21 protein-coding genes are annotated in these 20,302 nt (G+C 71.5%); 6 read left to right on the forward strand and 15 right to left on the reverse strand.

The features are described from left to right. Positions 1 to 426: transposase (locus tag AB0K15_RS36710; protein WP_364061408.1), on the forward strand; the 426-nt coding region annotated here is incomplete at its 5' end. Positions 427 to 531: 105 nt separating this feature from the next. Next, a complete protein-coding gene (locus AB0K15_RS36715; RefSeq protein ID WP_364061410.1) occupies positions 532 to 1,497 on the forward strand; it encodes an IS481 family transposase in 966 nt (321 codons plus the stop codon). Between the two features lie 264 nt (positions 1,498 to 1,761). Here the strand turns inward: AB0K15_RS36715 and AB0K15_RS36720 are convergent, their stop codons facing one another. After that, on the reverse strand, positions 1,762 to 2,196 hold the full coding sequence (locus AB0K15_RS36720; protein WP_364061412.1) for a VOC family protein: 435 nt from the start codon (positions 2,194 to 2,196) through the stop codon (positions 1,762 to 1,764). Between the two features lie 232 nt (positions 2,197 to 2,428). Here AB0K15_RS36720 and AB0K15_RS36725 point away from each other — a divergent pair, with 232 nt between their 5' ends. After that, complete coding sequence (locus AB0K15_RS36725) at positions 2,429 to 2,962, forward strand: DUF1062 domain-containing protein (RefSeq protein WP_364061414.1); 534 nt, start codon at positions 2,429 to 2,431, stop codon at positions 2,960 to 2,962. Between the two features lie 34 nt (positions 2,963 to 2,996). Here the strand turns inward: AB0K15_RS36725 and AB0K15_RS36730 are convergent, their stop codons facing one another. The 8 genes from AB0K15_RS36730 to AB0K15_RS36765 form a co-directional block, all read right to left on the reverse strand. Further along, complete coding sequence (locus AB0K15_RS36730; RefSeq protein ID WP_364061416.1) at positions 2,997 to 4,124, reverse strand: hypothetical protein; 1,128 nt, start codon at positions 4,122 to 4,124, stop codon at positions 2,997 to 2,999. A gap of 10 nt (positions 4,125 to 4,134) precedes the next feature. Next, positions 4,135 to 4,527: a hypothetical protein gene (locus AB0K15_RS36735; protein ID WP_364061418.1), complete on the reverse strand. Its 393-nt coding sequence runs from the start codon at positions 4,525 to 4,527 to the stop codon at positions 4,135 to 4,137. Position 4,528: 1 nt separating this feature from the next. Beyond that, positions 4,529 to 5,512 carry a phosphotransferase family protein gene (locus AB0K15_RS36740; protein ID WP_364061421.1) on the reverse strand — a complete coding sequence of 328 codons (984 nt, stop codon included), beginning with the start codon at positions 5,510 to 5,512 and terminating at the stop codon, positions 4,529 to 4,531. Beyond that, positions 5,509 to 6,711: an acetyl-CoA hydrolase/transferase C-terminal domain-containing protein gene (locus AB0K15_RS36745; RefSeq protein ID WP_364061424.1), complete on the reverse strand. Its 1,203-nt coding sequence runs from the start codon at positions 6,709 to 6,711 to the stop codon at positions 5,509 to 5,511. Before AB0K15_RS36745 ends, AB0K15_RS36740 begins: the two co-directional genes overlap by 4 nt. Beyond that, the gene (locus AB0K15_RS36750) at positions 6,708 to 7,583 is read right to left on the reverse strand and encodes a cyclase family protein (protein ID WP_364061427.1); all 876 of its coding nucleotides are present in this window, start codon (positions 7,581 to 7,583) and stop codon (positions 6,708 to 6,710) included. The genes AB0K15_RS36745 and AB0K15_RS36750 overlap by 4 nt, the downstream gene beginning before the upstream one ends. Continuing rightward, positions 7,580 to 9,172, reverse strand: coding sequence for a class I adenylate-forming enzyme family protein (locus AB0K15_RS36755; RefSeq protein WP_364061430.1), 1,593 nt, complete (start codon positions 9,170 to 9,172; stop codon positions 7,580 to 7,582). Before AB0K15_RS36755 ends, AB0K15_RS36750 begins: the two co-directional genes overlap by 4 nt. Positions 9,173 to 9,392: 220 nt before the next feature. Beyond that, positions 9,393 to 10,571 carry a CaiB/BaiF CoA-transferase family protein gene (locus tag AB0K15_RS36760; RefSeq protein WP_364061433.1) on the reverse strand — a complete coding sequence of 393 codons (1,179 nt, stop codon included), beginning with the start codon at positions 10,569 to 10,571 and terminating at the stop codon, positions 9,393 to 9,395. Continuing rightward, positions 10,568 to 11,746, reverse strand: a complete 1,179-nt coding sequence (locus AB0K15_RS36765; protein ID WP_364061436.1) for an acyl-CoA dehydrogenase family protein — start codon at positions 11,744 to 11,746, stop codon at positions 10,568 to 10,570. Before AB0K15_RS36765 ends, AB0K15_RS36760 begins: the two co-directional genes overlap by 4 nt. Before the next feature lie 138 nt (positions 11,747 to 11,884). Here AB0K15_RS36765 and AB0K15_RS36770 point away from each other — a divergent pair, with 138 nt between their 5' ends. Then, the gene (locus tag AB0K15_RS36770; protein ID WP_364061439.1) at positions 11,885 to 12,649 is read left to right on the forward strand and encodes a methyltransferase domain-containing protein; all 765 of its coding nucleotides are present in this window, start codon (positions 11,885 to 11,887) and stop codon (positions 12,647 to 12,649) included. A gap of 15 nt (positions 12,650 to 12,664) precedes the next feature. Here the strand turns inward: AB0K15_RS36770 and AB0K15_RS36775 are convergent, their stop codons facing one another. Then, a complete protein-coding gene (locus tag AB0K15_RS36775; RefSeq protein WP_364061442.1) occupies positions 12,665 to 12,994 on the reverse strand; it encodes a hypothetical protein in 330 nt (109 codons plus the stop codon). A gap of 315 nt (positions 12,995 to 13,309) precedes the next feature. On the opposite strand from AB0K15_RS36775, the gene AB0K15_RS36780 reads away from it, so the two are divergent. Then, complete coding sequence (locus AB0K15_RS36780) at positions 13,310 to 14,242, forward strand: TIGR03619 family F420-dependent LLM class oxidoreductase (RefSeq protein WP_364061445.1); 933 nt, start codon at positions 13,310 to 13,312, stop codon at positions 14,240 to 14,242. 46 nt (positions 14,243 to 14,288) lie between these two features. Here AB0K15_RS36780 and AB0K15_RS36785 read toward each other — a convergent pair whose 3' ends face one another. The 5 genes from AB0K15_RS36785 to AB0K15_RS36805 are packed head-to-tail and all read right to left on the reverse strand — an operon-like array spanning position 14,289 to position 19,423. Then, positions 14,289 to 15,146, reverse strand: coding sequence for an NAD(P)-dependent oxidoreductase (locus tag AB0K15_RS36785; protein ID WP_364061448.1), 858 nt, complete (start codon positions 15,144 to 15,146; stop codon positions 14,289 to 14,291). Further along, positions 15,143 to 16,207, reverse strand: a complete 1,065-nt coding sequence (locus tag AB0K15_RS36790) for an alcohol dehydrogenase catalytic domain-containing protein (RefSeq protein WP_364061451.1) — start codon at positions 16,205 to 16,207, stop codon at positions 15,143 to 15,145. The genes AB0K15_RS36785 and AB0K15_RS36790 overlap by 4 nt, the downstream gene beginning before the upstream one ends. Beyond that, positions 16,204 to 17,184, reverse strand: a complete 981-nt coding sequence (locus tag AB0K15_RS36795) for a zinc-binding dehydrogenase (protein ID WP_364061454.1) — start codon at positions 17,182 to 17,184, stop codon at positions 16,204 to 16,206. The genes AB0K15_RS36790 and AB0K15_RS36795 overlap by 4 nt, the downstream gene beginning before the upstream one ends. A 14-nt stretch (positions 17,185 to 17,198) precedes the next feature. Beyond that, complete coding sequence (locus tag AB0K15_RS36800) at positions 17,199 to 18,584, reverse strand: Xaa-Pro peptidase family protein (RefSeq protein ID WP_364061457.1); 1,386 nt, start codon at positions 18,582 to 18,584, stop codon at positions 17,199 to 17,201. A 59-nt stretch (positions 18,585 to 18,643) separates the two neighbouring features. Beyond that, the gene (locus AB0K15_RS36805) at positions 18,644 to 19,423 is read right to left on the reverse strand and encodes a glucose 1-dehydrogenase (protein WP_364061460.1); all 780 of its coding nucleotides are present in this window, start codon (positions 19,421 to 19,423) and stop codon (positions 18,644 to 18,646) included. 170 nt (positions 19,424 to 19,593) lie between these two features. Between AB0K15_RS36805 and AB0K15_RS36810 the strand changes: the two genes are divergently transcribed. Then, positions 19,594 to 20,292, forward strand: a complete 699-nt coding sequence (locus AB0K15_RS36810) for a cupin domain-containing protein (protein ID WP_364061463.1) — start codon at positions 19,594 to 19,596, stop codon at positions 20,290 to 20,292. Positions 20,293 to 20,302: the final 10 nt, after the last annotated feature.

The following is a 20,302-nucleotide window of genomic DNA, read 5'->3' on the forward strand; positions in this document are numbered from 1 at the left end:
GTGGCGTTGGTCGGGCCCGGACAGGCCGGGGACGCACCGATGTTCCCGCACCTGATGCGGCACCTGCGGATCGCCCGCATCGGACGCGGCCGGGCCCGTACTCGCCCCGATCGGGTCCGGGGAGACAAGGCCTACTCCTCGCGAGCGATCCGCGGGCACTTGCGCACCCGCGGCATCACCGCGGTGATTCCAGAGCCTGCCGATCAGGTCGGGCACCGGCAACGCCGCGGCTCCAGCGCAGGTCGTCCACCAGCCTTCGACGCACGCGATTACCGCGGGCGCAACGTCGTCGAACGCGGCTTCAACCTGCTCAAACAATGGCGTGGTCTGGCCACCCGCTTCGACAAGCTCGCCATCATCTACCGCTCAGCCGTGCTCCTTCACGCGGTGACCATCTGGACCAAAACATTGCCAGACACGGCCTAGGTGTATTTGGCCAGGACGTTGGTTGCGGAAGGGGTCTGGTTGACGTGGGGAGAGCCTCCGGTTGAGGTGTGGCTTGTCTAGGACCCACGTCAACCGGAGGCTCTCGTGTCTCACCGTAATGCCCGGACCACGTTCCTGGGCAGGTTGCTGATCGTCCAGCGTCACCAGGCCGGATGGCCGCAAGCACACGTCGCGGCCGCGATGGGAATCTCTCGCAAATGCGTGAAGACCTGGCTGGACCGCTACGCCACCGAGGGGGAGCCCGGTCTTCGTGACCGATCCTCGCGGCCGCATACCTCACCGCGGCGGACCGATGATCAGCTCGAGCAGCGGATCATCACGTTGCGGCAGCGTGAACGCCGCGGCCCGGCCTGGCTCAGCTGTGCACTGGGTGTCCCGACACGGACGGTGTCGCGGGTGCTGGCCCGCCACCAGATCCCGCGACTGGCGACGCTCGAACCGATCACCGGGCAGGTGATCCGGGCCAGCAAGACCACAGCCGTCCGCTATGAGCGGGAGCAGCCGGGCGAGCTGGTCCACATGGACGTCAAGAAGATCGGCCGCATCCCCGACGGCGGCGGCTGGCGAGCCCACGGCCGGGCCCAGCGGGAAGCCACCCGCGACCGCAGCGCCAAGATCGGATACGACTACGTCCACTCCCTGGTCGACGACCACTCCCGCCTGGCCTACTCCGAGATCCACCCGGACGAGAAAGGGCCAACCTGCCCTGCCTTCCTCACCCGGGCGATCACCTACTTCGCCGGCCACGGCATCACCCGCATCCAACGGCTGATGACCGACAACGCCTGGGCCTACCGCTGGTCCCTGCGCGAGGTCTGCGCCGAGCACAACATCCGGCAGAAGGTCATCAAGCCCCACTGCCCCTGGCAAAACGGCAAAGTCGAACGTCTCAACCGCACGCTGCAAACCGAATGGGCCTACCGCCACGCCTTCACCAGCAACGCTGACCGCACCGCAGCCCTTGCACCCTGGCTCCAGCACTACAACACTCAACGCCGCCACAGCGCACTCGGCGGCCACCCACCCACCAGCCGACTGCCACCAACCTGATGGCCAAATACACCTAGGGCGTATCTGGCAAAGCTGCGATGGGTTGCGGGGCTGCTGCCGGTCGTGCCCCGACCGGGTCCGCCGCGACAAGGCCTGCTCCTCGCGGGCGATCCGTGGACATCTGCGGATCCGCGGCATCACCGCAGTGATCCCCGAACCCGCACACCAGGCTGGGCACCGGCGACGCCGCGGCTCGCGCTGCGGTCATCCGGCCACGTTCGATCCGATCGACTGGCGCGGCTTCAGACGCGCGCTGGCAGCGCCTCAGTCGAGGCAGAACTCGTTGCCCTCGACGTCCTGCATCACCAGGCACGACTCGTTCTCCTCGTCGGCGACCAGCAGCTGCCGGCGGACGGCGCCGAGCGCGACCAGGCGGGCGCCCTCGGCTTCGAGCACGGCGACGCGCTCCTCGCCCACGAGCCCGGTGCCGACCCGCACGTCGAGGTGCACGCGGTTCTTGACGACCTTGCCTTCGGGCACGCGCTGGAAGTACATCCGCGGGCCCACCCCGGTGGGGTCACTGCAGACGAACCCCGAGTCCTGCTTCTCCGGCGGCAGCGAGCGGGTGAACTCGTCCCAGGTGGCGAACCCGTCCGGTGGCGACGGGACGACGTAACCGAGCACCTCGCACCAGAACCGCGCGACGCGCTCCGGCGACGCGCAGTCGAAAGTGATCTGGACCTGCCTGACTGACCCCATCGGCCCACCCTAGCCGGACGCGGCCACACGCCGCACGCGAAAACCGGTGGAGCCGCGCCGCCGTGCGTTGTTACCGTGCCGCCGAACCACGTTGCCCAGGAAAGGGCGTGCCGGTGTACACGCTGTGAGACCTCCCGAGAGCTGATTCGTCGCGCGTCGCCCCTGTGCGCCGCGCTGACTTGTGCTGCGGACTTCTCACAGAAACCGGTGTCCTTCTGTGCTCATTCATTGGGTGGTCGAACCCACCCGTTTTCCCGTCCTTCTCCGTCGCTGCACGGCCTGCGGTCACGACCGTTTCCGGCCCAGTGGCAAATTCCGCGTCAACGCCCACCACAAGCTCCTCGAAGCCTGGCTCCTCGTGCTCTGCACCTCGTGCGGGGACACGGTGAAGCTCTCGGTCCTGGAGCGGACGAATGTGCGGTCCCTTCGTCCCGATGTGCTGGAACGCTTGCACACCAACGATCTCGGCCTGGTCGCCGAGCTGCTCCAGGACCCGCTTGTGCTGCACCGCAACCGGGTCGGCCTCGACTGGGCCGGTGCCTGGCGGCTCGACACCGGCGGCTCGGATCATCTCGACCAGGAGGTGATCGACGTTTCAGTGCGCTTCGCCGCCCGCATTCCGGTGCGTCCGGTGCGCTTGATCGCCGAAGGCTGCGCGCTTCCCCGCGCCGAAGTCGAAAGGCTGCTCGACGACGGCAAACTCGTCTCGGCGGTCCGGCTGAGCGGCAAGCTCTCCGGCGACTTCACCTTCACGCTCAAACGCTGAACACTGCGGCGGCCGGGGCCTGCCCCGGCCGCCGTCAGAGAAAGTCCCAGCCCGGCCGACCCGACTTGCAGGTCTCGTAGGCCACCGGGTCGATGGTCTGGTAGATGCCGATCACCGTCTCGCCGTCGCAGGTGACGCGGCACAGGTGCTCGTCCAGGCCGCGCAGGCTGATGCGGGTGCGGGGGTTCGTGAGGTCGTACGTTTCGCCCTCGGTCATCGACGGGCCGTCGTAGGAACCTTGGTGGATGCCGCTTTCCGGGGTGCCGCCGTACATGCCGCAGCGCAGGAACGCCGTCTGCAGACCGAGGTGCTCGTAGTGCAGCCGCTTGACCTCGCCGGTGCCGAGCCGGTAGTCGACGATACCCTCGGCGAAGATGTCGGTGTCGGGGTCGAACCGCAGCCGCCGCGTCGGCTTGGCCACGCGCGTCGCGCCCGGCCGGCTGTCGCCGAACGGGTAGTACACGCGGTCGCCCCACAGCGTCCAGTCCGAGAAAGGCACGAACGCGTTGCCGGACACGCCGACGTGGAGCCGTCCGCCGAGCGACATCGCCGGCCCGCCGACGCCGCGGCCCGTGCCCCAGTGCCGGTCGCGGGTGCCCGCGGAGCCGGGGCCGAGCTCGACGCGGGTGCCGTCGACCTCGACCCAGCCCTCGACCGTGCCGAAGCCCTCGAACCCGGCGGTCACGTCGTTGCGCCGGCCCGGCGGCGTGCCGTGGGCCGAGTCGGACAGCGGTTCGCGGAACACCTGGCGGGTGGTGTCGCGGAAGGTCAGGTCGTAGCTGATGCCCTGCTCGTTGGGCTCCAGCACGTAACGCCATTCCCGCAGGCCGCGGACGATCTCCGGCGCGATCGGGCCCACCCGCAGGTCCGCGCGGTCCACCCCGAGCGCGCGAAAGCTGCGCACGGACGTGTGGCGGCCTCGGAAGTTCACGATGGCGTAGGCCTCGGCGCGGTCGAGGTTCGGGTAGAAGCTGCCGCCGGTCGCGACCATCACCTCGCCGGTGGGGTCGTGGCAGATCATCCAGTACCGCTCGTAGGCGCGCGGGTCGCCGGTCGCCATCACGCGGATCGGGTCCGGCGTCTGGTGGATGAGGTAATCGTCCAACGGGGACAGGGGGAACTGCTCGGCGAAGTGCTCGTCACCGAGGGTCAGGTCGCTCATCGCCACCTCCTCAGCTTGGGTCGGTTTCGATCCGACGGACCAGGTACTCGGTGATCTCCCGCCGGGCGGCGGCGCCGTCCGGGGTGTCGGGCAGGTTCGTGATGACGCGGGACAACAAGGCCCGCAGCTCGGCGTTGCGGCGCGCGGCTTCCGCGACGTCGTAGCCGGCGGGTTCGGCCACCGCGGGGAGCTCGACGTCGTGGCGGGTCAGCAACTGCGCCATCGTGGCGTTGTCGTTGAGGTAGAAGGGAAGCAGCTCGGACCACGAACGCCCGATCTGCTTCAGCAGCCGCCGCACGTTGACGAGATTCTCGTGCGAGTCCCGGCTCAGTCGGGGATCGGTGGCGACGTCGTCCAGCAGGCGCTGCGCACCGTGCAGCTGGTCTTCGATGGTCGGGCGCACGTCAGCTCCGTTCGGCGATCGCGGTCAGCAGGGTCAGCAGCACGCGTCGGGTCGGGCGGTACGGTTCGTCGCTGCGCTCGTCGAGGAACGCCCGGAGGCCGCTGACCTGCATGACCACGGTTTTGAAGGTCGAGAAGACCACCCACCACTCCAGCGCCGTCTCGTCGACGTCCAGACCGGTGGTCTCGCGGTAGTGGCGAACCAGGTCTTCGCGTTCCCACGCGCCCTCGATGAGGTGCTCGCGGTGGCGCAGGGGCTGCACGACCCAGCCGAGGTCTTCCAGGGGGTCGCCCAGGTGCGCGAGCTCCCAGTCGAGCAACGCGGAAACGCGGTCGCCTTGCAGCAGGATGTTGCCGGGCTTGAAATCCGCGTGCACGAGCACGGTGTGCGGCGACGCGGGCGCGTGCTCGCGCAGCCACGCGAGCGCGAGGTCCACTTCGGGCAGTGCCTCGAGCTGGTCCTGGCGCAGCACGGTTTCCCAGCGCCGCAGCTCGGCCAGCGCCGCCTGCTCCCCCGGATCTTCGAGCACCGCACCGAGGCCGGTGGAACGCCAGTCGACGGAGTGCACCTCCGCCAGCAGTTCGCAGAACCGCCGCGCCAGGCCGGTGCGCTCGGCCAGCGGGCGGTCGCCGTTGACCACGCGGTAGTCGCAGGCGCCGGGCTCACGCCGCATGATCAGCGACGGTTTGCCGAGCCACCGGCCGTCCGAGTCCAGCCAGCGGGCCCGCGGCGCGGGGAGGCCACTCGGTTCCAGCGCCCGCAGCACGGCGAACTCCGTGCCCCGGTCGGTGTCCACCAGGCCGCCTTCGGGGTCGCGCCGCAGGATCAGCGGTTCGCGGTCGTCCGTGGCGGGGTCGACGAGGTCGAACACCCAGTTCTCCCGCGAGCGGCCGACGCCGACGCGGGTCAGGTCGGCGATCTTCGGGACCGAGCCGAGCTGCGCCGCGAGGAACTCGTGCAGCTGCGCGTCGAGCGTGCTGGTCATGGCGTCTCCCGCAGTGAGGAACGGTGGCCGGGGGCCGCGATGGCGACGAGGGCTTCGGCGCGCTCGGCGAGGCTTTTCCCGCGCAGGTCGGCGATTCCGTGCTCGGTGACGACCACGTCCACATGGGACCGTGGCGTCGTGACGGCGCCGGCGTGCAAGCCGCGCACGATGCGCGACCGGGTGCCGTCGCCCGTCGTGGCGGGCAGCATCACGATCGAACAGCCGTCCCGCGACTGCTGGGCCGCGCGCAGGTAGTCGGGCTGGCCGCCGATCCCGCCGACGTACCCGGAGCCGAGCTCCTCCGCGTTGACCTGCCCCGTGAGATCCACCTGCAGCGCCGAGTTCATTGCCACGAAGTGGTCGGCGACCGCGCCCGGCCGCGACAGGTCCGACACGGGACACACGAGCACCCCGCTTTCGACCACCCAGTCGTAGAGCTCCGGGGAGCCGGCGGCCTCGCAGATCGTCACGGCGCCCGGCTCGTCGCTCAGCGCGCCGGAGCGGGCGAGGTCGAGCAGCCAGGACCCGGCGAGCGTCGAATGCACGCGCAGGTCGCGCCGGGACTTCAGCGCCCGGCCGAGCGCCGACGGGAGCGTGCCGACGCCGAGCTGGATCGTCGCTCCGTCGGGCACCAGGCCGGCGACGTGCCGCGCGATCGTTTCGTGCACCGGCCCGGTCGCGCCGGCCGTGACCGTCGGCATCGGCCGGGAGCTGGGCACCGTCGCGGTCAGCTGCGACGAGTGCACGCGCGGCGCGCTCGTGTGCGGCAGGCGGTCATTGACCTCGGCCACGACGGCGCGGGCACGGCCGAGCAGGTCGTAGGTGTAGTCGACGGACAGTCCCAGGCTGTGGTGACCGGTCCCGTCGGCACTCGACACCTGCAGCGCCACCACGATCTGCTCGGGGTTGCGGCTCGCGAGCGCGCGTGGGACGTCGCGGAAGTGGCACGGGATCACGGAGACGGTGCCGTTCGCGGCGAGCCGGCCGAGCGGGCCCAGCGCGCCGAACGACACCAGCGGCAGCTCGCGCGCGGCCGGGCCGGTGAGCGCGGTGCTGTGGCTGAGCCCGACGAACACCTCGATGTCGGGCGGAGCCGCCCGCACCAGCTGTTCCAGCAACGGCGTCGGCTCGCCGGTGCCCTGCGCGACCACCACGAGGTCACCCGGTTTCAGGACGCCGGTGAGCCAGTCCGCGGTCACAGGACGACCACCGGCGTGACCGGGGTGGCCGTCGAGCCGACGAGCGGGATCGGCGCGAAGACGAACAGGAACGTCGACCGCGATTCGGCCGCGAGCGCGCCGCCGAGCTCGGCCAGCTCGAGGTTTTCCAGCAGCGGCACGCCGTGCTGGTGCAGGAGCAGCAGGTGCGCGGGGAACCCGCTGGTCGCCGACTGCTGTTCCACGGCGTAGTTGTCGGCACCGACGAGCGCGACGTCGCGGTCGGCCAGCCAGCGCGCGGCCTCCTCGGTGATGCCGGGCTCGTCCGCGAAGTAGTCACCGCCGCGGCCCTGGGTTTCGAGCCAGCCGGTGCGGATCAGCACGGCGTCGCCGAGTTCGGGCGTGACCCCGGCCTCCGCGATGCCCTGGCGCAGCTCGTCGACTCCGACCGGAGCACTCGGCTCCAGCGGCCCGCCGGTCGCGGTCACCAGGTCCACGAGCACCCCGCGTGTCACGACCGGAGGCAGCTTCTCGGCGCCGCAGCGCTGCGCGCCGCGCGTGGTGCGCGTCGAGGCCTGCGAGTGTCCATTGTAGATCTCCTCGCCGGTCCAGGCGTGGGACAGCGAGTCGACGTGGGTGCCGCTGTGCGTCGGGAACTGCACGGTGTCCTCGGCGAACCGGAACCCGCCCGGCGTGCGCGCCCCCAGGGCGTAGTCCCCGGCGTCGCGGTTCATGAACCGCATCGGCCCCGGCCGGTGGCGCGGCGACGAGGTGGCCGGGCCGAGCGGCTGGGCGAGGCCGATCGTCCGGCCCGTCCGCACGAGCCCGGCCGCGCGGCGGGTGACGTCGGGGGTGACGAGGTTGAGCGCACCGGCCTCGTCGTCGGTGCCCCAGCGGCCCCAGTTGCCCGTCATGGCATGCCTGCTTTCAGCTTGTCCTGCACGAGTCTCTCCGCCTCGTCGCGCAACGTCCGGCGGACGAGCTTGCCGGTGCCGGTCTTCGGCAGTTCCTCGACGATCGCCACCGCCCACGGCACCTTGTACCCCGCGATGCGCTCCTTGCAGTGGGCGATCACGTCCTGCGCGGTGAGCCTTCCGCCGCGCGCCACGACGAACGCCACCACGACCTCGTCGCGGCTCGGGTGCGGCGCGCCGAGCACCACGGACTCGGCGATGTCGGGGTGGCCCGACAGGAAGCTCTCGACCTCGGCCGGGGAGACGTTGATGCCGGAGGTCTTGATCATGTCGGTGATCCGGCCGATGAACGAGACGGTGCCGTCGGCGTTGAGGACTCCGCGGTCGCCGGTGCGGAACCAGCCGTCGCCGGTGAAGGCCTCCGCGTTGGCCTCGTCGTCGAGGTAACCCGGTGTCAGGCGGCCGCGCACCTGCAGCTCCCCCGGCTCGCCGGCCGGCAGCGGCGTGCCGGTTTCCTGGTCGGCCACCCGGATCTCGACGCCGGTCAGCGGTTCGCCCTGCGTCCTCAGGCGCGTCCCGAGCGGCATGCGGTGGTCGGTGACGCAGCAGTTGCCGTAGGTCTCGGTCGAGCCGTAGACGTTGCACATCCCGGTGATGCCCAGCTGCGTGATCGCGCGCTCGACCTCCTCGGGCCGGCCGATGGTCAGCCCGGTGCGCAACGACGCCACCTCCCGCACGCGTTCGGCCGGCCCGTTGACGAGCGCGTCGACCATGGCAGGCAGCAGGTACGCGGCCGTCACGCGCTCCGCCGCCATCAGCTCGGCCGCGGCTCGGGGTTCGAACTGCTCCTGCAGCACGAAGCGGGCCTGGTGGGTCATCGTGGCCATGAGCGCGTTGGCGCAGCCGAAGCTCCAGAACAGCGGGGAGCCGAACCACACGCGGTCGTCGGCGGACAGGCCCATGCGCTCGCCGATGTGGAAGCCGTTGAGGATCAGGTCGCGGTGGCACAGCGGGACGGCCTTGGGGTTCTTCGTCGAGCCCGACGTGTAGAGGACGAACGCGGGTTCGGCGGGATCGGGTTTCGCCGGGGTGGCCGGCGGCTTCGGCAGGTCCCGCCACGCCAGCGCCCCCTCCGGCACGTCGTCCCCGAGCACGACCACATGCCTCAGCGCGGGAAAGGCGTCTTGCGGTTTCCCCAGGTCCGGCACCAGCTTCCGCAGCTCGCCGACGAGGTCGTTGCCCCGCACCCGGTCCACCATCACCAGGACCGACGCCTTCGAGCTGGTCAGCAGGTAGTCGATGTCGTAGGCCTTGACCCACGTGTTGAACGCGTCGACCCGCGCCCCGGCGGCCATCGCCCCGAACGCCACCGGCACCCACGCGGCGTCGTTCGGCGCCAGCAGCGCGACGACGTCACCTTCCCCGACCCCGATCCCCTGCAACGCCCTGCGCGCCTCGTCCATCCGCTCGCCCAGCTGCGCGTACGTCAGCCGCACCCCGCCGACCACGAGCGCCTCCCGCCCCGGCACGGCCGCGGCACACGCGCGCAGCAGGTCGGGCAGGGTCTCGGCAGCAGGCGTCGTGGTCATCGCGACATCATCGTCACTTTCGTAATCTCGAATCGAAATTCGTGTTTCTGTAAACTACCGGCCGCGCGGCGAGGGAGTCAAGACGAGCTGAAGCTGGGCGGGCCGTCAGCTGTGGCGAGGGCCCGCCGTCCCGCGGGCACGACAACGTCGGCCCCGGAATCACCGCTGATACCAACGGGTTGCGCGGGACCGCGCTGAATGTCCGGCAGCAGCCGGAGCCTCACGCCCGGGGCGGGCCTGCGATTCCGCGGGCGATGACGTCGTCGGCGTCCACGCCGGACTCGGCGAGCAGGGCGCGCGTGTGCTGGCCCAGGGCGGGGACGTCGCCCATGCGGGCTTTGACGTCGGCGAAGGTCGCGGGCGGGAGCAGGGCGTCGATCTCGGCGAATTCGGTGCCGACCTTGCGCCAGCGGTCGCGGGCGCGGAGCTGGGGGTGGTCGACGACCTGGCCGACTTCCTTGAGCTGGGCGGCGGGAACGCCGGCGGCGGCCAGGCGCTCGTCGAGCTCGGCACCCGACCAGCGGACGGTGCGGGCGGCGACCGCGGCATCGCACGCGGCGCGGTGGGCCACGCGGGCGACGTTGGTGGCGAAGCGCGGGTCGTCGGCGAGTTCCGGGGCGTCGAGGACCGCGGTGACCAGGGTGCGCCAGCCGCTGTCGTTCTGCACGCCGATCAGCATCTGGCCGTCGCGGGTCGGGAAGGCGTCGTAGGGGGCGATCGAGGCGTGGCTCAGGCCCATGCGGGCGGGCTGGGTGCCGGCGTACATCTGGGTGTAGAGCGCGTAGCCCATCCACTCGACGGTGGCCTCCAGCATCGAGACCTCGATCGTGGCCCCCTCGCCGGTGCGCCAGCGGCGCAGCAGCGCGGCCAGCACCGCCTGCGAGCAGTACATGCCCGAGGCGATGTCGGAGGTCGGGATGCCGGTCTTCACCGGCGTCTCCGGGGTCCCGGTGATGGCGATGAGCCCGGCCTCGGCCTGGATGAGCATGTCGTAGGCCTTGCGCTGCTCCATCGGCCCGCCGGCGCCGAAGCCGGACACGTTCACCACGACCAGCTCCGGGTGCTCGGCGCGCAGATCACCGAACCCGAGGCGCTCGGCGGCACCGGGAGCGAGGTTCTGCACGAACACGTCCGCGATCGCGACGAGCCGGCGCGCGATGTCGCGGCCCTCCGGCACCTTCAGGTCGAGCGCGATCGACTCCTTGCCCCGGTTGAGCCACACGAAGTGCGCACCGGTGCCGTGCACGACGTGGTCGTAGCCGCGCGCGAAGTCACCGCCGTCGAGGCGCTCGATCTTGATCACGCGAGCACCCAGGTCGGCCAGGTTGCGGGTCGCCAGCGGGGCGGCGACAGCCTGCTCGACGGCGACGACCGTGACCCCTTCGAGCGGGCGCGTCACGACTGCTTCTTCTTCTCGGCCCGCACGAGCCCACCGCCGACGATCAACCGCTGGATCTCACTGGTGCCCTCGTACAGCCGCATCAACCGGACATCGCGGTAGATCCGCTCCACCGGGACCTCCCGCAGGTAACCGCTGCCGCCGTGGATCTGCACCGCCAGGTCGGCGGTCTTGCCCGCCATCTCCGTGCAGAACAGCTTCGCCGCCGACGGCGCGATCCGCCGATCCTCCCCCGTCACGTACAGCCGCGCCGCCTCCCGGGCCAGCGCCCGCCCGGCCAGCACGCCGGTCTGCTGGTCGGCGATCATCGCCTGCACCAGCTGGAAATCCCCGATCACCGTGCCGCCCTGCGTCGCGGTGGCGGCGTAGGACACCGACTCGTCGAGCGCCCGTTGCGCGGCGCCGACGGCCAGCCCCGCCATGTGGACGCGCCCGCGGGCCAGCGACGTCATCGCGGCCTTGTACCCGACCTCGCCGTCCCCGCCGACCAGCGCCTCCGGCCCGACGCGGACCCCGGTGAAGGTGACCTCCGCGGTGCGCGAGCCCTCCTGCCCCATCTTGGCGTCCTTCGGGCCGACCGTGATCCCCGGCGCGTCGGCCGGCACGAGGAACACCGCGATGCCCGTACCGGACTCCGACGCCGGCCGCGTGCGCGCGAACACGACGAACAACCCGGCCTCGGTGGCGTTGGTGATGAACTGCTTGCCCCCGTCGATGACCCAGCCGTCGCCGTCCGGCTTCGCGGTGGTGCGCAGGCCCGCCGGGTTCGACCCGGCGCCGGGTTCGGTGAGCGCGAACGAGGCGACGATCTCGCCCGACGCGATGCCCGGCAGCCACCGCGCCCGCTGCTCCTCCGTGCCGAACCCGACCAGGACCTGGCCCGCGATGCCGTTGTTCGTCCCGAACATCGACCGCAGAGCGAGCGACGTATAGCCGAGCGCCATCGCGACCTCGACGTCCTGCACGAGGTCCAGACCCAGACCGCCCCACTCCTGCGGGATCGCATACCCGAACAACCCCATCTCCGCGGCCTGCGCCCGGAGATCGGCCGGAATGGCATCCGTGGTCATGATCTCGACCTCGCGAGGCATCACACGGGTACGCACGAAGTCGTTGATCTGGCCGAGAACGGCTGCGAACACGTCGTCAGGGACGTCGGGGTTGCCTGAGTACATGGCTATCACTATCGAGCCGCGATCGACGTCAGTCCAGGGTTCCTACCCGGTCCAGATGACGAGAACGACGTCCCGCTCACTGAGAAGCTGAGCTAAGCTCACGATGTGCCGTCCTACACCCATGGTCACCAGGAATCCGTGCTCCGCTCACACCGCTGGCGGACCGCCGAAAACTCGTGCGCGTACCTCCTGCCCCGGCTCGCGCCCGGGCAGGCGCTGCTCGACATCGGCAGCGGGCCCGGGACGATCACCGCGGACCTCGCCGCGCTGGTGGCCCCGGGGCGGGTCACCGGCGTCGAGATCACCGAGGCGGCCCGTCAGCTCGGCGAAGCGGAGGCCGCCCGGCGCGGCCTGGACAACGTCGAGTTCGTGGTCGGCGACGTCCACGCACTCGACTTCCCCGACGACAGCTTCGACGTCGTCCACGCCCACCAGGTGCTGCAGCACGTCGCCGACCCGGTGCAGGCTCTGCGGGAGATGCGCCGCGTCTGCCGTCCGGGCGGCCTCGTCGCCGCACGCGACGCCGACTACCAGGCCTTCACCTGGCACCCGGCGGACGCGGCGCTCGACCGGTGGCTCGAGGTGTACCGCCAGGCCTTCCGCGCCAACGGCAGCGAACCCGACGCCGGCCGGCGGCTGCTCACCTGGGCCCACGCCGCGGGCTTCACCGAAGTCACGCCGTCGTCCGCCACGTGGTGCTTCGCCACCCCGGAGGATCGCGCCTACTGGGGCGGCATGTGGGCCGACCGCGTGCTGAACTCCGACACCACCGCGCAGATCCTCCGCGACGGCCTCGCGCAATCGGCCGAGCTCGAGGAAATCTCCACCGCGTGGCGCCGCTGGGTCGGCGACCCCGACGGCTGGTTTTCCGTGCTGCACGGCGAAATCGTCGCGGTCGCCTGAAGTCCACGCGGAAAATCAGATTTCGTCGACCTGATACGCGGCCACACTCGCGGGCGCGAGCAGTGCACCGTTGCATTCCGCGGTCGCCGGGCCGAATCCGTACGGGACGAAATCACCCGCCGCGAACCAGAACGCGTTGCCGCTCACACAGTGGGCGATCACACGGTAACCGTGGCCTTCACCGGGCAGGCACGAGACACTGATGCCCTGCCCGAAAAAGATGCCGTACCGCTCCCCGAAACAGCCCGCCGGCGCGAACTGGGCACCACTCGCCGCGGCGGGAACAGCGGACAGACCCAGCAAAGAAAACAACACCGCGGCAAGAACAATCAGCTTCCGACGCACAATTCCTCCCAGGCACGAGGATCTCGACCTTTTCCAGCGTAGAAGCGCGGGAGAATCACCGGCAATTCATCGGGCGAGTGAGCGAAAGCCAGCGGAACGTCACAGCGCTGCTCCATTCGAGCCGGTCCGGGCGGCAGCCGGACACGTCCGCGCGACGGCCCGGCACGCCACGCAGAACTCCGGGCCTCGCGCTCGGGTGGAGACGCCCGCGCGCGCCCCGGTCTCGTGTGGCCGAGCGGACATTGACCCTCACATCGATGTGAATGTCCAGACTCGGTCCGGTCAGGACAATCACGACTCGCTCGGAGAACTCCCATGAAGCTCGGACTCCGCCTGCCCCAACGACTGGGCGTGGACCTGCGGCACGACGTCGTCGAAGCGGCCCGGACGGCGGAAGCGGCCGGGTACGCCGGCTTGTGGACCTACGAACGGCTGCTCTTCCCGGAGCAGCCCCTCGAACCGTACGCGCCGCCGAACGTGCCGTGGCCGGCCGCGTCGCGGCAGGCAGCCGACCCGCTGGCCGTGCTCGCCGCCGCCGCGGTGGTGACCAACACCGTGCGACTCGGCACGTCCGTGCTGGTCGCCCCGCTCCACCTGCCCATCCAACTGGCGAAGGAGCTGGCCACGGTCGACCAGCTCAGCGGCGGCCGGGTGATCGCGGGCCTGAGCACCGGCTGGTCCACCGACGAGCTCCAGGCCGCCGGCACCACCCGCGCCGACCGCGGCCGGATCCTCGACGAGACCCTCGACGTCTTCGACGCCGCCTGGGGCCCGGACCCGGTGACCTTCCGCGGCACCCGCACAGTCATCGACAACGCGGCGGTCCTGCCCAAGCCCGTGGGGAAGATCCCCGTCATGCTCGGCGGCGGAGGCGACGCCCGCGCCATGCGGCGCATCGCCCAGCGCGCCGACGGCTGGCTGCCGCTGCTCACCACCCCCGGCCCGGCCGGCGCCGCCGAACTGCGCACCGGCTGGGACCGCATCCGGGAACTGGCCACCGGCTACGGCCGCGACGCCGGCCGGATGGAGATGGTCGTGGTCGGCAACGTCACCTTCACCGACCGCCCGGCCGGCCCCGGCCGCACCGCGTTCGTCGGCACCCTCGACCAGATCCTGGAAGACGTCCACACGGCCGCCGAGGCGGGCGCGGACGAGCTCATCGTGGACCTGAACCTGCAGGACTGGTTCACCAGCACCCGGCAGATGCTCGAGACCGCCGTCGAAATCCGCGACCGAGCCGACGTCTGATCACCGCCGTCTCAACCGGTCCCCCGGCTGAGACGGCCCGGAGCGCTCAGCTCCCGTCGTACAGCCGCGCGAGCGTCGCCATGTCCTCCTGTCCGAGACCGGCGTTCTGGGCCCGGTGCACCACGCCGACGGCGGTCCGCACCGTCGGGCTCTGCCGCTCGGGGTCGGGAACCGCGTCGAGGAACAGTTCGAGGTCCTTGCGCACCAGGTCCACCGCGAAGGCCACCGGGGGGTGGGTCTCGGACAGGAAGGCGTCGCGCTTGTACCGCACGAACGGGGCGGCGACGGCGGACTCGCCGATCGTGTCGTAGGCCGTGCGCAGGTCGATGCCCGCGCGCGTCGCGGTGCCGAGGACCTCGCCGAGCGTGGCGTTGAACGTGTGCAGCAACGCGTTGACGCACAGCTTCAGCGTCGAGGCGGCGCCGATCGGTCCGATGTGGATGGTCCGCGCGCCCAGGAACCGCAGTACCGGTTCCGCATCGGCCAGGTCCTCGGCCACGCCGCCGAACATGATCGTCAACGACCCGGCGCGAGCCGCGCCGACCGACCCGGACACCGGGGCCTCGGCGAACCGGATCCCGTGCCCGGCCAGGGTTTCCGCCACTTCACGCGAAAGCCCCGGCCCGGACGTGCCCATGTCGAGCACCAGCGTGTTCTCGGCGAGCACGTCGACAACCCCGGTGAGCACGGCCCGCAAGGCCGGCCCGTCGGCGAGCATGGCGATCACCACGTCGGCCCCGGTCACCGCCTCGGCCACCGAGGACGCGACCCGGTCCGGCGCGATCCCGGCACGCCGCGCGCGGCCGGGATCGCGGTTCCAGCCGACGACGTCGACGCCGCTGTCGATCAGCCGCAGGAGCAGCTGCGAGCCCATCGCGCCCAGCCCCAGCACCGCGACCTTCACGAGTGCCTCCCCGGATCGATGAGGACCTTCCCGTCCACGCCCCCGGCGGCCAGCCGCGCGAGGCCGCGGTCGCTGAGCTCGTCGAGGCCGATCACCGAGTCGAGCAGCTCGGCACCGAGCACCCCGGCGGAGAGGATCTCCAACGCCGGCACCAGATCCTCGCCGCACACGTGCGCCACGGTCGACTCGACGGTGATCTCCCGCAGCACCAGGCCGAACAGGTCGACCGCGGGCGCCTGCTTGGGCAGGCCGACGGCGAGAACGCGCCCGCCGTCGGTGACCATCCGCAGCGCGTTCTCGAACTGCCCGGGCGCGCCGCTCGCCTCGATGACCACGTCGGCGCCACGCCCGCCGGTCAGCTCGCGCACGGCATCGACGACGTCGCCCGCCGCGTCCACGGTCCGGGTGGCGCCGAGCCGCGCGGCCCGGTCCAGCTTGTCGCCGGCGAAGTCGACCACGGTCACGTCGGCGTCGTGCAGGTGCCGCAGCCCGGCCAGGACGAAGGAGCCGATGGCGCCGGCCCCGATGACCACCACGGAGTCACCCGGCCGGACGCCCGCCCGCCGCGCGGCGTGCAGGCCCACGGCCAGCGGCTGCGCCAGCCCGGCGTGGTCGAGCGACACCCCGGCCGGGATCGGGCGGAGCATGCCGGCGGGAGCGGCGACGTATTCCGCGAGCCCGCCGGGGGCGTTGAGCCCGAGCGTGTAGTACCGGCGGCACAGGTTGGTGCGGCCCTCGCCGCAGCGATCGCACTGTCCACACGAGACACCGGCACCCGCCGCGACGAGATCGCCCGCGGCGAACCCCTCGCCACCGTCCACGACCTCGCCGACGAACTCGTGGCCGATGATCATCGGGCCGAGGTGCCCGCTGGCGGGGTGGCGCCGGGTGAGCGGCACCATCTTCGGCCCGGCCGCCCACTCCGTGGCGTCCGAGCCGCAGATCCCGCTGCGCCGCACGGCGACGAGCACCTCGCCCTCGCGCAGCCGGGGCAGCGGCACCTCTTCGATCCGGACGTCCTGACGGCCGTGGTAGACGGCCGCCCGCATGGTCCCGGTCACCGCGCGGCCTCGAACTCGAGGTGCACCTTGATGTTCTTCGCGGTGTCACGCGAGGCGCTGATCGCCTCCGCGGCCCGCTCCACCGGGAACCGGCCGGTCACCAGGTCGGACAGGTCGAGCCCGGCGCGCGCGAGGAACCGCAGGGTCTCCGGCCACACCCCCGGCGAGCCGATGATGCCGCGGATGCTCAGTTCCTTCGACTGGATCAGGCCCAGCTTCGCCGGCGCGGTGCCGCCCACGTCGATGCCGACGTACACGACCCGCGCGCCGTGTGCGGCGACGTCGAGCACGTCGGCCATCACCGACGGCCGCCCCGTCGCCTCGATCACCACGGTGCCCCCGGTGCCGCCGGTCGCCTCGGCCACCTGCTGGGCGATCGGCCCGGCCGTCGGGTCGAGCACGACCTCGGCGCCGAGCTTGCGCGCCGCCTCCGCGCGCCCGGCCGCCGGCTCGACGGTGATGGTGCGCGCTCCCAGCGCCGCGGCTCCGGCGGTGACGCCGAGCCCGATCGGGCCGGCGCCGAACACCACCACCGTGTCGCTGGCATTGACGTTGCCCGCCTTCATCAGCGCGTGGTACCCGCAGCTGAACGGCTCGACGAGCGCGCCGTCGGTGAAGGACAGCGAATCGGGCAGCCGGTGCAGCCACGCGGGTTTGGCGACGAAGAACTCCGCCGCCGCACCGCTGATCGAGAAGCCGAAGTGGTCGTCGCCGATCACGCACTCGCCCACCACGCGGTCGCCGGGCGCGAACTCCGTGACGTCGGCACCGGTTTCGACGATCTGGCCGGACCATTCGTGGCCCGGGATCACCGGGTAGGAGAACGGGATGATGTAGCGGCCTTCGAGCAGCTCGATGTCGGAGTGGCAGACACCGACCGAGCGGGCCGCGACGAGCACCTCGTCGGCGGCGATCCGCGGTACCTCCAGCTCGTCGACGGACACCGTGTCCACCGCGGTGAACCTCAGGGCTTTCATCGTCTGGCTCCTTCTCAGGCGGTGGCTTCGCCGCGGCCGGCGGGCGTGTTGAGGTGCGACTGGGACTCGCGGGCGGTGGAGAGCGCGCCGTTCACGGCGATGTAGCGGGGACCGGCGACCAGCAGGTCCTCGGCCGGGAACTTCGTGATCACCTCGCAGCCCTCGGGGGTCACCACCAGCTCCTCCTCGATCCGGGCCGCGCCGACGCCGTCGGCCGAGGGCCAGTACGTCTCGAGCGCGAACACGTTCCCGACCTCCAGCACCTCGGGGTGCTCCAGCGAGACCAGGCGGGAGAAGATCGGCTTCTCCCAGATGGACAGCCCGACGCCGTGCCCGTACTGCAGGGCGAACGCGGCTTCCTCGTCGGCGAACCCGAACTCCTGCGCGGCGGGCCACACCGAGACGATGTCCGCCGTGGTGGCTCCGGGACGCACCAGCGCGATGGCGTGGTCCATGTACTCGCGGGCCCGCACGTAGGCGTCGCGCTGCGCACGGCTGGCCGAACCGACCGCGAACGTGCGGTAGTAGCAGGTGCGGTAGCCCTGGTGGCTGTGCAGGATGTCGAAGAACGCGGGGTCGCCGGGCCGGATCAGCCGGTCGGAGAACACGTGCGGGTGCGGCGAGCAGCGTTCGCCGGAGATCGCGTTGACACCCTCGACGTACTCCGAGCCGAGGTCGTAGAGCGACTTCGAGACCAGCCCCACGCACTCGTTCTCCCGCACGCCCGGGCGCAGGAACCGGTAGAGGTCGTCGTAGGCCGCGTCGACCATCGAGGCCGCCTGGGTCAGCAGCGAGATCTCGTCGGCGGTCTTCACGCGCCTGGCCTCCATGAAGACCTGCTGCCCATCGGTGACCGTGATGCCCGCGCGCTGCAGGGCGGCGAGGATCGGCAGCTCGATCACGTCGACGCCGAGCGGTTCGTTCAGCAGCCCGAACTTCTCCAGCTCGCGCTTGATCTTCGCGGCGACCTCGTCGGCGATGCCCGCGTCCGGGTGGAACGCGCCGCGCAGCGTGGAGATCCCGGCGCGGGCCCCGGACTCGGCACGCGGCCGGACCGCGCCGTGGTGCGGCGCGTGCGGGTCGGCGTCGGCCTCGGCGGTCGTGGTGGCGAGCCACGGGTTGTAGAGCTCGTGGTGCTTGGCTGCGGACCCGAAGTCCCACACGATCGGGTCGGTGGTGCGGGTCAGCAGGGAGAACCGGATGAGCTTGTCCATGGCCCACGTGCCGATGTGGGTGGCGGACATGTAGCGGATGTTGGCGAAGTCGAACGCGAGGACGGCGCCGAGGCTCGACTTGTCCAGCTGCTCGCGCAGGCGCTGCAGGCGTTGGGTGCGCAGGCGTTCGTGGTCGATCCGGGTCTCCCAGTCGACGGCGTTGGGCCCGAACGTGGCGATCGGCATGAGTTTTCCTTTCCCCCGCGGCGGTGGACCGCCGGGAACGTGTGACGGGCGGGTCGGCCTCAGACGAGGACCATCCCGCCCTCGATCGGGATCACCTGCCCGGTGATGTAGTCGGAATCGGAGCCGGCGAGGAACACGGCCGTGGGCACCAGGTCCTCGGGTTCGGCCGGGCGGCCGAGGAGGATGTCCCCGGCCATCGCGGCGAACCCCGAGGCCCCCTCCCCGATGCGCTCGAGGTCGCTGTCGAGCTTGTCCCACAACGGGGTCCGCACCACGCCGGGTGCGAAGGCGTTGACGGTGATGCCGTGTTCGGCCAGCGCTCGCGCGCCGGACTGGGTCAGCGAGATCACGGCGGCCTTGCTCGCGCAGTAGGGCGCGAAACTGGCGAAGCCCTGGCGGCCGGCGATCGAGGCGGTGTTCACGATCTTGCCGCCACCGCCCTGCCGGATGAACCGGCGGGCCGCCTCCTGGCTGCCGAGCACGACGCCGAACGCGTTGACGCGGAAGATGCGCTCCCACACGGCTTCAGTGATGTCGAGGAACTTCTCCGGCTCGTTGAACCCCGCGTTGTTGAAGTACGCGTCGAGCCGGCCGAACTCGCCCACGGCGAGGTCGATCGCGGCGCGGACGTCTTCGCGGTCCACGACGTCGACGCGCCGGTGCACGGCGTGCCCGCCACGGTCGCGAATGGACTGCGCCACCGCGGCGGCTTCGGGTTCGTCGCGGTCCGTGACGACCACCGCCGCGCCCTCGGCCGCCATCCCGCGGGCGAGGGCGGCTCCGATCCCCCGCCCCGCACCGGTCACCACCACGGTCCTGTCGGTCAGCCGAGCCGGCATGGCCACGCTCCTCTCGTTGAGACACCGGGCGTTCGCTCTCGCTGAACGAAACACCGTCGATCCGGGATGTTGCGCAGGTCGCACCCCGGCGTGTGTACAGCCACAACGCACGAACGTATGATCGAGTGAACAGTCGGCGATGGCGCCGTGATCGGAACGGGAGCGGCACCGTGGACGACCGGATCGGCTCTGCGCTGCGCGAAGCGCGGATCAGGCAGAAGCGCACCCTGCGCGGCGTGGCCCTGGCCACGGGGCTCTCGGCGAGCCTGCTGTCCCAAGTCGAGACCGGCAAGTCGCAACCGTCCGTGAGCACCCTCTACACGCTGGTCAGCCACCTGGGCCTGTCGCTGGACGAGGTGCTCGGCCTCGATGTCGCCGGCCGCCGCACGACGGCGGAGCCCGGCAGCCGCCCGGCCGTCCTCGAACCGGAGGAGACCGGCACCACCATCCAGCGGGAGGCTGACAACCCGGTGCTGGACATGGACAACGGCGTGCGCTGGGAACGCCTCGCGATCGACGGCTCGCGGTCGGTGGAACCGCTGCTGGTGACGTACGAGCCCGGCGCGAGCAGCTCCGTCGACGGCGGGCTGATGCGCCACCCGGGCATGGAGCACGCCTACCTCCTCGGCGGCGAGCTCACGCTGCGGTTCGAGTCCGACGAGCACGTGCTGCGCGCCGGCGACTCGTTCTCCTTCCACTCCGACCGCCCGCACCTCTACGTCAACCACACCGACGCGCCCGCGCGCGGACTGTGGTTCGTCGTCGGCCGCACCGGCCCCGGCCAGCCGCGCGACTGGCTCGCCGAGCCGCCGGCCGAGTTGTTCGAACTGCTCGCCCGCCCGCTCCCGGCGACGAGCGACGAGCGCTGACCGGGCGCCC

Origin of the sequence: Amycolatopsis sp. NPDC049253 (assembly GCF_040678995.1) — a bacterium.
Classification (GTDB): Bacteria; Actinomycetota; Actinomycetes; order Mycobacteriales; family Pseudonocardiaceae; genus Amycolatopsis.

Coding starts and splice junctions, on each gene's coding strand:
- AB0K15_RS36720 (WP_364061412.1), bottom strand. CDS start 2,196: ATGGGGTCAGTCAGGCAGGTCCAGATCACTTTCGACTGCGCGTCGCCG.
- AB0K15_RS36795 (WP_364061454.1), bottom strand. CDS start 17,184: ATGAAAGCCCTGAGGTTCACCGCGGTGGACACGGTGTCCGTCGACGAG.
- AB0K15_RS36800 (WP_364061457.1), bottom strand. CDS start 18,584: ATGCCGATCGCCACGTTCGGGCCCAACGCCGTCGACTGGGAGACCCGG.
- AB0K15_RS36755 (WP_364061430.1), bottom strand. CDS start 9,172: ATGACCACGACGCCTGCTGCCGAGACCCTGCCCGACCTGCTGCGCGCG.
- AB0K15_RS36730 (WP_364061416.1), bottom strand. CDS start 4,124: ATGAGCGACCTGACCCTCGGTGACGAGCACTTCGCCGAGCAGTTCCCC.
- AB0K15_RS36780 (WP_364061445.1), top strand. CDS start 13,310: ATGAAGCTCGGACTCCGCCTGCCCCAACGACTGGGCGTGGACCTGCGG.
- AB0K15_RS36740 (WP_364061421.1), bottom strand. CDS start 5,512: ATGACCAGCACGCTCGACGCGCAGCTGCACGAGTTCCTCGCGGCGCAG.
- AB0K15_RS36765 (WP_364061436.1), bottom strand. CDS start 11,746: ATGTACTCAGGCAACCCCGACGTCCCTGACGACGTGTTCGCAGCCGTT.
- AB0K15_RS36805 (WP_364061460.1), bottom strand. CDS start 19,423: ATGCCGGCTCGGCTGACCGACAGGACCGTGGTGGTGACCGGTGCGGGG.
- AB0K15_RS36750 (WP_364061427.1), bottom strand. CDS start 7,583: ATGACGGGCAACTGGGGCCGCTGGGGCACCGACGACGAGGCCGGTGCG.